Below are 12,728 nucleotides of genomic sequence, written 5' to 3' on the forward strand. Positions count from 1 at the left end.
TGTTTGATTAGAGACAGGCGGACAATGTCATTCAGTTAAGTGCCATTTACCCCAGTCACCTCGAACTGCTTAATCGTGAGAGGTCTAACCGGCATACGTCGTATAAGATTAACCAATACAATGTTTGAGAAATAGATTTCTCACATTCGTTCGAAATGACCGTATAATTTCCTTAACTTAATGACTTTGCCCGATATCGTTCAAAGTCATTAAACATTCAAAATTATCCCTTCTATTACTTCAAATATTTTACCCAGGGAGCTTTGGCTGATTGTATACGGGGGAGCGACATACACTGTGTTACCCAGTGGGCGAATCATGACGCCTCTTTCGAGAGAGTAGGCTTTTATCTTTTTAGAAATAGGATTCAGGTAATCAGACTTACCCTCTAGTTCAAAAGCACAGACCGCTCCGAGAGTTCGGTCGTTTATCATGCGCTCTCCGTGTTTTTGTTTTAGGAGGGACATTCTTTCTTTTAGCTCTGCTTCCAAGCGGATAACATCGTTTAGGCGGTCTTCTCTTTCATACAATTCTAAAGAAGCAAGACCTGCCGCACAAGCGGAAGGATTTCCTGTCATCGTGTGACCGTGGTAGAATGCTTTGTTTGCGTCCTCTGAATAAAATCCTTCGTAGATTCTTTCTGATACAAGTGTAGCGGCTAATGGCATTACCCCACCTGTGAGACCCTTTGCGAGAGTGATGAAGTCAGGCTTGATACTCGCATGCTCATAGGCAAAATTCTTAGCTGTTCTCCCAAACCCTGTAAAGATTTCATCTAGAATGAGAAGCATATTGTATTTATCACAAAGGCTTCTTAGTTTACTTAAAATTTCTTTTTTGTAAAACTTCATTCCTTCTGCCCCCTGGATTAAGGGCTCGATGATGATCGCTGCCGTAGTATCAGAATTAGCCGCTAGATATTCTTCTAGAGGAGCGAGACATTCCTCTTTGCAAGAAGAAGGATTTTTTCCAATTGGACAGTTATTGCAATCGGGAGAAGGAAATTCAGGGGAATGAAAAAGTAGATTTTTAAAGCTTGCGTTAAATGTTGATTTGCCCGCTACTGACATTGCCCCGATTGTATCTCCGTGGTAGCAATGACTAAAGTGTAAAATTTTTTCCTTTTTAGTTTCGCCTCTGTTTTGAAAGTATTGGGTTGCCATTTTAATCGCTATATCTATGGCACAGGAGCCGTTATCCGAATAGAATACAGCTTTAAAAACATTCTGATTCAATTGAATTAATTTCTCTGCAAGTAGTTCAGCGTTTACATTTGTGTAACCCGCAAGTAAGACATGATCTAAGTTAGATATACTTTCTTTTACTTTTTCGATTATGTAAGGATGATTGTGACCGTGAATGCTAATCCACCAGGAAGAAACTGCGTCGATGTAAGAATTTCCTTTTTCATCGTATAGAAATTCTCCTTTTGCCCGGACAACCTTGAGAGGATCGGGTTGTCCTTTTAAAATTGTATAAGGATGCCAGATCACTTAAATAGATTTTTGATTGATTCGTTTGTGTCGAAGTAAGTGTCTATGTATTGTAAAAATGGTTTTCCATCTACAATGCTAGCTGGAATTCCTAATTCGCCAAGGCATTTCACTCCGGAAAATTCTTGGATTGTAAAAATATTATTTCGCGACAAATCATTCTTTTCCCCTAGCATGTAAAAACCATGAATCGGAATGTCTCGATTTTGCATTGCCTCTATGGAGAGTAACGTTTGGTTAATCGTTCCAAGTTCTGGAGAGGAAACTAGGATCACCGGGATTCTAGATTTTTTTAAAATGTCTACCATCATCGTGCTAGAATTAAGTGGAACTAAAAGTCCACCTGCGCCTTCGATGATCGTTGGCTCTGCCATTTGCGTCATGAACTTTTCTGCAAGACGGATTGTGTCTACACTTTTGAATTCGAGTTCTCCCGCATAATGAGGGGAGGCTGGTTTTAGAAAATGGTAATCTGTCTCCATGAAGAATTTATCCTGGAGTCCGGTTAATTTTTTTACTTTTAAAAGATCGGAATCATTTAACGCGCCGGTTTGAACAGGTTTCCAATACCTTAACCCAAAATGCCTAGCATACTTTGCCATCAGCATAGATGAAAAGAGTGTTTTCCCGATATTTGTTCCAGTCCCAGTAATAAATATTGCCATATCTACTTAGTTCCAAAGACTCTCTTTAAAATAAATGATTTTTTTATTACGTAATAGTAGAAAAAAAAACTCAGAAAGTAGACAAGTAGGGTATGAATAGAGAATTTCAGAAAAATGGGAATATTAACTTTCAGTAAAAAGTTTGCTAGGATAAGTGAAATCGGATGATGGAGTAAATAAATGCTCATTCCAGAATTTCGTAAATGGTCGAGTGTTGGACTCGTGTGATCTAAATATTTTTGGAAAAAGGGAAGCAATAAGAAAATAATACTCCAAGCCAGAAGAATATCAATGAGCCAATGAAAAACTCGAATGAAAATTCTCTTGGAATCAAAAGTAAAATTCATCCAGTAGGGATCTATCTCACTCAGGTAAAGAAAAATTGCGAATAACAATATTATTCCTATGGAGTGAAAAATATTTTTTATTCGCAAAGAATTTACATTTTGGAGTAAACTATTTTTGTAGGCAATTACCCCAATCATAAAGTAGGCAAGATAATAGGTGAAGGAAACAGGTTGTATCCGCAAATAAGAATCGTCTTTGTTAAAAAACCAATTTACGATTAAAACAGGGGCAAAACAATATAAGACTGCTTTTGAATATAAAATTAGATTGGAAGAAAAATTCACAGTTAATTTAAAATGAATTTTCTTAAAATGCTTTCGTGCTCCGAAATAAGAACTAGAAGAAATTCTTTCGAATAGATAAAATTTATGATCCATCAGTAAAACAAAACTATATAAAAACAAATAAACCAAAAACCAGATATGAGAAAGATCAAATTCTTCTGTCGAAAAAAATCTTGGATAATATTCCCAAAAAGAAATTGGACTGTGTTTTTGATTGTATACCAAAAAGTATTGGACGGGGGAGAATAAAAAAAGTCCGACTAACAGCGGAGCAAACATTCTTTCAAACCTAGAGAAAGTAAAGTTTCTTCCTCCATGTTTGTTTAATACCATATAAGAAAAAAAACCTGACAGGAAAAAGAAAAGTGGCATTCGAAATACATGAATCAAGTGAACTAGGATTGTAAAAAAATAGTGTAGCTCGTCACTCTTTATCGCGTAGCCAATGCTAGGAGCATAGACAATGGATGTGTGGAAAAGAACTCCAAGTAGAAGTGCGAATGTCTTTAAATTGTCTAGATAAAATAATCGTTTGTGCATCACTCATTAAGTAGATTCTATTTTTTCCGATGTTATTAGAGCTTATGAAAAATAGATTTCCCCTTTATGTATTGCTAGCTTTTTTTCACATTTCCTTAATTGCCAAAGAAGTTGTAGTTATTGGAAATATAATCGGTGCTGGCTCCTATATCGAAACCGATGATAATACCTATCCTTTTAAACATACTGAAATGCAAAAGGAACTTTCCGAGCTTACCGGCAAAAAAGTTCGTATACTTTGTTTCTTCGAAGAAGATTCCTGTGTTCCCCTTAGATATGAAATAGCTCCTTTTGCTAGCGAAAAAAATTTAGCGAAGTGGACGATTAAGAAAATTCCTAAATATGTCTACCGTGGGCTAACTGCATTTAACCCCTCTGTTACTCCTGATGGAAACGTTTTATTCTGGACAGTTCTTGTTCATGAACCAAGCGGAAGCAGCACACAAAAAATTTGGTTCAGTGAAATGGATTCGCATGGATTTTGGAAGAAGGGAGTTCAAATGGATCCCCCTTTAAATAATAAAGCTCCTGCTGCAATCATATCTGCCTTACCCGGTGGAAATGAATTATTTGTATTTGGAAGTCATGCAGACCAAGAGACATTTGATGAAATTCGAAGGCAACTCGATGCCGAAAAAGCAGAAATTGTTAAGACTTCTAAAAATGCCCGAGAGGTAGAAGGACGTTATGCGGCAGTGCGCGAGAGATATAGACGGGAGATGGAAAAGATTCAAAACAAAGTTCCGCTTTATAAAAGCTTCAAGCAGGGCAATGGTTGGAGTAATCCACAGCGAATTCAATTTCCTGATTTTTACAATTTATATAGAAGTGAGGATAATGCCAATTTACAAATCTTTGGTGGCTCGACTCTTTCTTCTAGTGGTAAAACGCTAATATACTCCGCAAAGCATAAAGATTCTCTTGGACGATTGGATTTATATGTGTCTAATATTACCGATGGAGTCTTTCCGCTCGGAACAAATCTTGGTAAAGTGATTAATACTGAATACGAAGAGATGGCTCCTTTTCTAGCCTCAGACGATAGAACGCTTTATTTTTCTAGCAACGGTCACAGCGGATTATCGATATACTACACACAGAGAGTGGGAGATAGTTGGACAGAATGGGGAGCGCCGCAGGAAACTTCTAAGAATCTAAAAGGAGTAAACTTCTTTTCTATTCCTGCTGCGGGTAATTGGGCTTATGCGAGTAAAGAAGGTCATTTACTTATGACCTATCTTCCGAGTGAAGCAAAACCAAACCCGGTAATCATTGTAAAAGGTAAAATTGTGACTGACAAAGGTTTGCCGCTGGGAGCAGAAGTTTTCTATGAATCTTTAACAACAAAAGAGAACAAAGGCTCTACAATTTCTGATCCGAATACAGGTAAGTTTTCGATTGTATTGCCTTATGGCGACAACTACGGGTTTCACGCAAAGAAAGAAGGCTATCTTCCTATTCACAAGAATAAAGATTTGCGAGAGAGTGAAAAATTATACCAGGAAGTCGAAGTGGACATGGTTCTTCCTAAAATCGAGAAAGGCGGGGAGATAACAATCAATAACCTCTTCTTTGAATCCAATCGCAGTGAAATCAAGAAAGAATCCGAGCCAGAACTTGATCGACTTGGTGAAATCATGAAAGCGAACAAAAATCTAGAAGTCGCAATTGAAGGTCATACGGATAATGTTGGAAAGAGTGCGGATAATATTGCCTTGTCTCTATCTAGAGCAAATGCTGTCGCGGAGTATATAGTTAAGAAATTTGGCATTGAGCCTCACCGACTTAAAGTGGAAGGGCGGGGAGAAGAAGCCCCTCTTACAGAAAATAACACAGCAGACGCAAGGGCAAAAAATAGACGGGTAGTGTTTCGAATTTTGAAGAATTAGAGAAATAAGGGATTCTTATTAATTTATGAGTAAATTCGACTTGACTCTAAAATAAAGATGTTTATTTTAGACTTGACTCGAAAAAAAACATGAAAATTGATATTATTCCCTTCATTCTGCAAGATTTGGAACATAAGATGGTTTTTGTAGCCGGACCTAGGCAAGTGGGCAAGACTACCTTTGCCCTACAAATGCTCGGTGCTGAATCGAATGAGCATCTAGCTTATTTGAACTGGGACTTTCCACCCGTAAAAGAACCACTTATAAGAGGCGAGTTACCGGCAGGGCAAAAGTTAATCGTTTTAGATGAAATTCACAAATACCATGACTGGCGAAATTTAGTAAAAGGAATCTTTGATAAATACAGATCCTCTCGTCAATTTCTAGTGACTGGCTCTGCTAGGTTAGATTATTATCGTAGAGGGGGAGATTCGTTACAAGGTCGATATCATCTATATCGGTTACATCCTATTAACCTCCGTGATGTATATACAAATCCAAATAAGAGTGATGTAGAGAATTTACTAAAATTCGGGGGATTCCCTGAACCTTTTTTTAAGGGAGAGGAAATCTTTTGGAGACGATGGCAATTGGAGCGGCAAAAGCTTGTTCTCCAAGAGGACATGATAAGCTTAGAAAAAGTGCGCGAAGTTTCAAAAATAGAACTCTTACATTTTCTTTTGGCTGAAAGAGTGGGTTCGCCGTTATCCGTGAACTCATTGCGAGAAGATTTATCCGTTGCCCATGAAACAGTCGAGCATTGGTTGCAAATTCTGGAAAACCTTTATCTTACTTTTAGAATTTCTTCTTTTAGTTCATCTAAAATTCGTGCTGTTAAAAAAGAAAAAAAATTATACTTTTGGGATTGGTCTTTGTGTAAAGATAGCGGCGCTCGTTTCGAAAACTTAGTAGGCTCTCAACTTTTAAAGTATTGCAATTTTCGCGAAGACACTCTCGGTTATAAAATGGATCTTTGTTATATCAGAGATACAGATAAGAGAGAAATTGATTTTGTAGTTGTCGAAGACGGTAAACCAAAGTTTGCCGTTGAATGTAAATTAGGGGAAAAACAAGTTAGTCCACATATCAAGTATTTTTCTCTTCGAATGGATATTCCTAAATTCTATCAAGTGCATATGGGTGATTCTGACTTTGAAAACATTGATTATAGAGTTCGAGTTCTTCCCTTTTGGAAGTTTACAGAAGAGTTAGTGTAATTGATTATATTGTTTTGATATGTCGTATAACGTCTTCTACCATGTAGACTGGAAGGGATAAAAGTTGAAACTCTCCCTTTGTGTTTGGTAGAGAGAAATCAGCCTTTTGGAGAATAGGTAAATTTGCATTAAACCGAACGCCAAAGGAAATTTCTTTTTCTTTCATAAAAGATTGAAGGGATTTTAATGTGCCTGTTTTTCCTGCTTTTACTTCGATTGGAATAATTTTCGGACCAACTGAAATAAGATAATCCAACTCTGCGGAAGATTGACTTTTTTCTCGCACCCAGTAAAATAATTCCGGCTCTTCAAAGGTTTCACCTGCGTATAATAAGTGTTGTCCTACAAATTGTTCACAAATATTTCCGATGTTAAAAAGTGCATCATTTTCTAAAGAAATAAAATCAGCGTAAGAATAACCGTAAGCGCTATTTAATAAGCCAACATCAAGCATCAGACATTTCTGAACCTTCTCATTTATTTGTGCGCGAAGTGGAATTCCATTTCCGGCTGTATGGAACACGGGAGTATAAATTCGCGCCATCGATAAAAGATGCAGAGCTTTTTTTATATCTTGAATCTTTTCATCCGGTGCTAGATTCATATACATAATTTTTTTTCCTACGCTTGCGGGTAACGTTTGAAATATCTTTTGTAGAATACTTTTTTTTCCAGGACTAGTGTATTTAGAAAAGTCATCTCTATAGGTGAGAAGAATAGATTTTTTTACTCGATCTACTTCCAAAAATGAATTTGTATCTTTATAGGTTTGGATTGCTTCTGGCATACCTCCAATGACCAAATAAATTCTAAATATTTTTAGTAGTTCTTCATGAATGGCTAATGGTAATTTATCCCTGATGGAGTAGGCACTCAAGTATTGACTTAGATTTTCTTTTCCGAGTCCTTCTAGGAATTCTTTGAACGTCATTGGTCCTAGATACAAATATTCAATTCGTCCGACTGGCATAGAGAAATTATGCTCTTCAAAAACAAAATCAAAAAGAGAGCCAGCAAGAATCACATGAAGTTCAGGAAGTTTTTCGTAAAAATACCTTAACGACGCGAAAATTTCTGTCGCCTTTTGGATTTCATCTAGAAATAAAATTGTCTTCCCTGGAATTATCTTTCGGTTCGTTTTAAGTTCTAAAAGAGAAACGATTTCGCTTGGATTTTTAGACTGAAAGCATTCCAAAATCCCTTCTTCGGTCTCTAGGTTTAACTCTAAAAGATCAAGTCCCTCTTTTTCTGCAAAAATTCTGACCAAGTAGGATTTACCTACCTGCCTTGCCCCACGCAGGATTAAAGGTTTACGATTTGGTCTGGTTTTCCAGTTATTTAGAGATTCTAGAGCAATTCTTCTCATTGAAAATTCTCAATATTGAAATATTTAAGGGTAATATTATTATATATATGTAAAAAAGCAAGGGTAATTTTTGGGAAAATTGTAAAAACCGATATATTTAACTATTGTTTGGATTTTCCGTTCAACTATGTAATTCCAAAAAGAAAATCCGCACAATAAAAACTTATTTGAACCAGTACGGGTATGAGAATTCGATTCTTGTGTCTGTATTTTTTTTGGAGTAGTGTTTCGATTGCGGATGAAATTTCCCGTAACTTACTAATCGATCACTATTCTTTCTTGAATCCATCGATGGGATTAGGATTCGAAAAAGAAAACAGAAACAATCAGAAAGCCTTTGCCTGGTATCATGCCACTAAAGAAATTAAACCTAAATTTGATTTCCATATACAGCTAATGGCTCTTAGCTACAAAAGAATTCTTCGAGAAAATTTGCCCTATACAGAAATTCCTTATAAGCTACAAAAAGAATCAGGCGAGTTACTTACATTGAATCCAGGGATTCGATTTTATTTCTTTTCTTTCTACGGAAATTTTAAATCAACGAATCCAACTTATAAAGGTCTATCTCTAGGTTTTCATCTTCATCCAGAAAAAAGTCTTTTTGTCTATTACAAAGAAAATCCAAAAGAGAATACGAAAGAGTATGCGCTATCTGTTCTATCCGGTAAGTCACCTGGAATTGGTCTCAGTATTGCAAAAGAAATTTCTCCCGAAAAGACAGAGTGGAGTGGGAGTATATCGTTTAGCTTTCAAGTAGAATCCTTTACAGGGGCAATTTCTCATTTGCCGGAGACTGAGTCAAGAGAAGAGACAAATTCTTTTTTTGTTTATAAAATATTCCAAGAGAATAAAGAAAGCTTATTTCAAGAAGAAATCAATCCTTATATAGATGAAACTGATTTAGAAAGGGAGAAAAAGAAAGAAGAGTGGGAAGCTAAAAAGTTTAAAAAGAAAGAACGAATTATCTTTGAAATAAAAATAGAAGAGCTTCTCAAATTTAGAATTCCTTTAGTTGTTGCCATTCGAATTTCCCGTGCGAGTAAATCAAAAGAAGAATACGAGGAACTTTTAAAAACTCTTTCACCTGACTTAGTTCGAAAATGCAATAAAATCCAATACGATAAAGTAAAGGCTAATCGTTGAAAGCCCCTATTTGTATTCTAGGATTTTTAATCCTCTTTGGTTTTAAAAATCTATTGGCAGAAGAGACAAAGCCTAAATTTACTTTGTATGGAACAGCGGAATACTTTGAAAGTAGATTTGTAAGAGAAAATCAGAAATCAAAAACAAGTGCCCTTTTTAATACTCAATACAAAAACTGGCAAGCAGGAATTGAGAAGAGGGGCGAAACGCCGTTAGGCTCAATTGAATTTAAAAATGAACTCTTTTATTTCTCAGCTGGGCATAGATACAAACCAATCCCAGGATTTTATATTTTACGAAATGAGAAATACTATTCCGCCTTTCAAAATCCTAGACTAGGTGTGATTCCACAACCTCTTAAAAAATCAATTTGGTTGGGGTTACTACCCATTAGATGGTCAGCAGGAATTTTTATGGGAGAAGGAATTTCTGAGCATAAACCTTCCCTTTATATTAAATCTCCAGAAGATATTTTTGCCTATACCTATAGTCCTGAAACAAAGATTCATTTCTTAGCTTTAAATCTTAGAAACTATAAAATACATCCAAAGTCAGAAGGGGAATTTACCATTAGCTCTCAGGCTATGGGAAAGAGAGAGAACTATTACGGTTATATGAATCTTTCCGCTTTCTTTCCAAAAAGGGGAATGGAAGTAGAGCTTTCTCATTATAGAGAGGATAACGGTGGTTTGTTTGTATCTAATCTGGATAATTTAACGGGAACAAATAACGAGAAAGCTTTTAATTTAAAAATATCTAGATATCACTACGATAGAATCGAAGCATTTAAAAATATTTCAGATAAAAAGGAAGAGCGGGTAATTGGCGTTAATTCTTCTATTCTAAGCGGTAGAATTGGGGCTTTATGTATTTCTGGTAGGGGGTATCAAAAATTACCCGCTGTTATTGATGAAAAAAATCCAAAGTTAAACACTCTAGCGTTAGGAATTTCTTATGAGTATCGGCTAAAGTCAACAGAGTTTATGTTGCGATTCGAAAGAAGGAAGAACTTGGATGAACTCGCAGAATTAAAATGGACTGTTCGTCCTATCTCTGATTGGAAACTAGAAATCTCTTCTATTCTCCAAAAAGATTCCAATCAATTTAGATCTCTTTACGAACAATGGAGTGATGGGGAGAATATCAATACTATCCTCACTGATAGAGCAGCTGCATTCAAATTAAAACTAGTCAGTGATTTTCTCGTCTTTAACGTTAGTGGATCGCGCAGAATCAATGGAGCCGGTGAAATCTATTTCGCAAACATTCAATTCAAACAGGAATTCTAAATCGTCAGTCTTGACTTAATCGCTTTGCCGAGTGTATATTGATCGGCATATTCAAGTGTGCTACCAACTGTAACGCCGTGAGCAATACGTGAGAGTTTAATGCCTGTTGCCCGCAAGAGATTAAATAAATAAGAAGCAGTTGCATCGCCTTCGAGAGTTGGATTGGTTGCGAGTAGGACTTCTTCTACTGGCTCTTCCTTGAGACGCTCTAGTAATTCTTTGATGCGTAGGTTTTCAGGACCTATGCCGTCTAACGGTGAAATGACTCCGTTTAACACATGGTATTTGCCTTTATACTCACCTGTGTTTTCGATAAAGAAAATATCTTCCGGAAGTTCTACAACGCAAAGAATATTTTTAAGTCTAGATTCACCAGTGCAGATTTCGCAGACTTCGAATTCAGTAATGCCTGCGCATTTTTTACAAAACTTTAGATTGGATTTTACTGATTCAATGCTTTCTATAAAATTAGAGAATGCAGTCCCATCCATTCTTAGAATATGAAAGCCGAGACGATAGGCGCTCTTCTTCCCTATGCCGGGAAGAGAGCTCAGTGTAGAGACTAACTTTTTAAAGAGAAGATCAGTCACCCGATCCACCGAAGAGTTTACTCAATTCATTTGGATCAAATCCGCCGGTCACGTTTTTCATCTCGTGAGTCATGGCGTCTTTTGATTTTTTGAGAGCTTCGTTTGTAGCAGATATGACTAAGTCTTCTAGCATTTTCATATCATCGCCTTCAAAAAGGTTTTTGTTAATTTTAATATTTGTAATTACACCGTCTCCACTAGCGGTTACGTCTACCATGCCCGCACCTGCAGAAGCAGTAACGCGGATAACAGAGATTCTCTTCTGAATCGCTGCCATTTGGTTTTTCATGTCTTTCATCTTACCGAGTGTCTCGGCCATTTTGTCTATTTTTTTTCCAAACATAATTGTCTCCTATTTCGTTTTTAAATTTCTGGAACTTTCGAAGAGTCTACTTCTGTTCCAAGGAATTTATCTTTTAGTATAGATTCCATATCAATATCTTCTGGTGCCTCTTCTACTTCCGGTTTATTGGAAGTATCCGCTTTAGCTACGTTAGTAACTGACTGCCCTACAGGTCTTGAAGGTGCAGATGCAACAAATTTCTCTCCTTCTTTTTGAAGAGCTTGTTGTAAGTCGTGTATTTTTTCCAGAACTCCTGCAACAGAAGGTTTATTCATATCAAGGATTAATTTCCTAATAGAAATTTCTATAAAAATTTTCATCTCAAAAGAGTTTCTGAGCTTTAAATACATGAGTTTTTCATAGATAGTATAAATCTTTTCTGAAAGCAAGGTTAATATTTCTGGACTAAAGGATTCGAGTTCTTTTGTAATTTTTTGAATATCTTCGATTGGATAATTAAGTGAATCTCTATCTGCCAAATTTTCTTTGATAAGTATAAGGGCATGTGTGAATTCAACGAAATCCCACATAAATTTATGAAGGTCAGCTCCCTCATTGTAAACTTTTTCAATCGTTTGAAAGGATTTGTGAAATGTCTTTTCGCCGAGGATACTTTTGAATAGCTCAATTTGAACGTCAACTCCCTGGTAGCCGATCATTTTGCCGATGAGTTTACCAGTGATATGCCCGTCAGTGAAAGTAACCGCTTGCTCTAAGAAAGAAAGTGTATCTCGAACTGAGCCATCGCCTTTTTTAGCTACCCAGAATAAACCGTCTGAGTCATAATCTATTTTTTCGATTTTACAGAGATGCTCTACATAAGATTGTAAATTAGGTAGTGGAACTTTTTTGAAAACAAAGTCCTGGCATCTAGAAAGAATTGTCTCTGGAATTTTGTGATACTCTGTTGTGGCTAATATGAATACTACGTGATGCGGTGGCTCTTCTAATGTCTTTAACAATGCGTTAAACGACTGATCGGTGAGCATATGAACCTCATCGATGATGTATATTTTGTATTTTCCACCCATTGGGGAAAATTTAACATTCTCCCTTAGGTCACGAATATTATCAATACCACGATTACTCGCAGCGTCAATTTCTAGAACATCGTTAGAGTTGCCTTTTATAATTTCGAGACAGGATTTGCATTTATTGCAGGGCTCATTGTCTTCTGGTGATTCACAGTTGAGTCGTTTTGCTAATAGTCTTGCGATAGTAGTTTTTCCAACGCCTCTTGGTCCGAAGAAGATATAGGCATGACCAACTCGGTTATTTTTGAGTGCATTCATAAGAGCGCCAATGGCTAAATCTTGATGAATTACCTCTTTAAATAGCTGAGGACGGTATTTGCGGGCGAATACTAGATGGCTTTCTTCTGACATGGCAGTAAAAAAATCGGAGAAGCCGGGATTCGAACCCGGGGTGCTTACGCACACACGCTTTCCAAGCGGGCACAATAGACCACTCTGACACTTCTCCTAGTTGGAAATTCCAATAAATTAGAATACGTTTAGAAATCTATCCAAAATAAATTCATTTTAAACTAAAAATTCAT

Annotated in this window: 11 protein-coding genes and 1 tRNA gene; 4 read left to right on the forward strand and 8 right to left on the reverse strand. The window is 36.6% G+C overall.

The genetic code is table 11. From position 1 onward, the window contains the following. Nucleotides 1-209 precede the first annotated feature (209 nt). The 3 genes from bioA to IPH52_26300 are packed head-to-tail and all read right to left on the reverse strand — an operon-like array spanning nt 210 to nt 3,330. The gene (gene bioA / locus IPH52_26290) at nt 210-1,493 is read right to left on the reverse strand and encodes an adenosylmethionine--8-amino-7-oxononanoate transaminase (protein ID MBK7058497.1); all 1,284 of its coding nucleotides are present in this window, start codon (nt 1,491-1,493) and stop codon (nt 210-212) included. Next, entirely contained in the window at nt 1,490-2,158 is a 669-nt protein-coding gene (gene bioD / locus IPH52_26295; GenBank protein MBK7058498.1) for a dethiobiotin synthase, read from the reverse strand. The genes bioA and bioD overlap by 4 nt, the downstream gene beginning before the upstream one ends. A gap of 2 nt (nt 2,159-2,160) precedes the next feature. Further along, nucleotides 2,161-3,330: an acyltransferase family protein gene (locus IPH52_26300; GenBank protein MBK7058499.1), complete on the reverse strand. Its 1,170-nt coding sequence runs from the start codon at nt 3,328-3,330 to the stop codon at nt 2,161-2,163. A 44-nt stretch (nt 3,331-3,374) separates the two neighbouring features. Between IPH52_26300 and IPH52_26305 the strand changes: the two genes are divergently transcribed. Then, nucleotides 3,375-5,219, forward strand: coding sequence for an OmpA family protein (locus tag IPH52_26305; protein MBK7058500.1), 1,845 nt, complete (start codon nt 3,375-3,377; stop codon nt 5,217-5,219). 137 nt (nt 5,220-5,356) lie between these two features. Beyond that, nucleotides 5,357-6,436 carry an ATP-binding protein gene (locus tag IPH52_26310; protein MBK7058501.1) on the forward strand — a complete coding sequence of 360 codons (1,080 nt, stop codon included), beginning with the start codon at nt 5,357-5,359 and terminating at the stop codon, nt 6,434-6,436. Between the two features lie 4 nt (nt 6,437-6,440). On the opposite strand, the gene IPH52_26315 is transcribed toward IPH52_26310, so the two are convergent. Continuing rightward, nucleotides 6,441-7,802, reverse strand: coding sequence for an ATP-binding protein (locus IPH52_26315; GenBank protein ID MBK7058502.1), 1,362 nt, complete (start codon nt 7,800-7,802; stop codon nt 6,441-6,443). A gap of 183 nt (nt 7,803-7,985) precedes the next feature. Between IPH52_26315 and IPH52_26320 the strand changes: the two genes are divergently transcribed. Both IPH52_26320 and IPH52_26325 read left to right on the forward strand, forming a co-directional pair. Beyond that, a complete protein-coding gene (locus tag IPH52_26320) occupies nt 7,986-8,948 on the forward strand; it encodes a hypothetical protein (protein MBK7058503.1) in 963 nt (320 codons plus the stop codon). Then, nucleotides 8,945-10,237, forward strand: a complete 1,293-nt coding sequence (locus IPH52_26325) for a hypothetical protein (GenBank protein MBK7058504.1) — start codon at nt 8,945-8,947, stop codon at nt 10,235-10,237. Before IPH52_26320 ends, IPH52_26325 begins: the two co-directional genes overlap by 4 nt. Here IPH52_26325 and recR read toward each other — a convergent pair. The 4 genes from recR to IPH52_26345 form a co-directional block, all read right to left on the reverse strand. Further along, nucleotides 10,234-10,827 (reverse strand): recombination protein RecR, encoded by a 594-nt coding sequence (recR, locus tag IPH52_26330; GenBank protein ID MBK7058505.1) that lies wholly within the window; start codon nt 10,825-10,827, stop codon nt 10,234-10,236. The genes IPH52_26325 and recR overlap by 4 nt on opposite strands. Then, nucleotides 10,820-11,170 (reverse strand): YbaB/EbfC family nucleoid-associated protein, encoded by a 351-nt coding sequence (locus IPH52_26335; protein ID MBK7058506.1) that lies wholly within the window; start codon nt 11,168-11,170, stop codon nt 10,820-10,822. The genes recR and IPH52_26335 overlap by 8 nt, the downstream gene beginning before the upstream one ends. A 20-nt stretch (nt 11,171-11,190) precedes the next feature. Next, nucleotides 11,191-12,555 (reverse strand): DNA polymerase III subunit gamma/tau, encoded by a 1,365-nt coding sequence (gene dnaX, locus IPH52_26340; protein MBK7058507.1) that lies wholly within the window; start codon nt 12,553-12,555, stop codon nt 11,191-11,193. 14 nt (nt 12,556-12,569) lie between these two features. Beyond that, nucleotides 12,570-12,652: transfer RNA gene (locus IPH52_26345), tRNA-Ser, on the reverse strand. Nucleotides 12,653-12,728 lie beyond the last annotated feature (76 nt).

Source organism: Leptospiraceae bacterium, from assembly GCA_016708435.1.
GTDB lineage: Bacteria > Spirochaetota > Leptospiria > Leptospirales > Leptospiraceae > UBA2033.

Excerpts from the sequence above, each read along its gene's own strand:
- IPH52_26320 (MBK7058503.1), top strand. The coding sequence starts at position 7,986 with ATGAGAATTCGATTCTTGTGTCTGTATTTTTTTTGGAGTAGTGTTTCG.
- IPH52_26305 (MBK7058500.1), top strand. The coding sequence starts at position 3,375 with ATGAAAAATAGATTTCCCCTTTATGTATTGCTAGCTTTTTTTCACATT.
- bioD (MBK7058498.1), bottom strand. The coding sequence starts at position 2,158 with ATGGCAATATTTATTACTGGGACTGGAACAAATATCGGGAAAACACTC.
- IPH52_26335 (MBK7058506.1), bottom strand. The coding sequence starts at position 11,170 with ATGTTTGGAAAAAAAATAGACAAAATGGCCGAGACACTCGGTAAGATG.
- dnaX (MBK7058507.1), bottom strand. The coding sequence starts at position 12,555 with ATGTCAGAAGAAAGCCATCTAGTATTCGCCCGCAAATACCGTCCTCAG.
- IPH52_26315 (MBK7058502.1), bottom strand. The coding sequence starts at position 7,802 with ATGAGAAGAATTGCTCTAGAATCTCTAAATAACTGGAAAACCAGACCA.
- IPH52_26300 (MBK7058499.1), bottom strand. The coding sequence starts at position 3,330 with ATGCACAAACGATTATTTTATCTAGACAATTTAAAGACATTCGCACTT.
- IPH52_26310 (MBK7058501.1), top strand. The coding sequence starts at position 5,357 with ATGGTTTTTGTAGCCGGACCTAGGCAAGTGGGCAAGACTACCTTTGCC.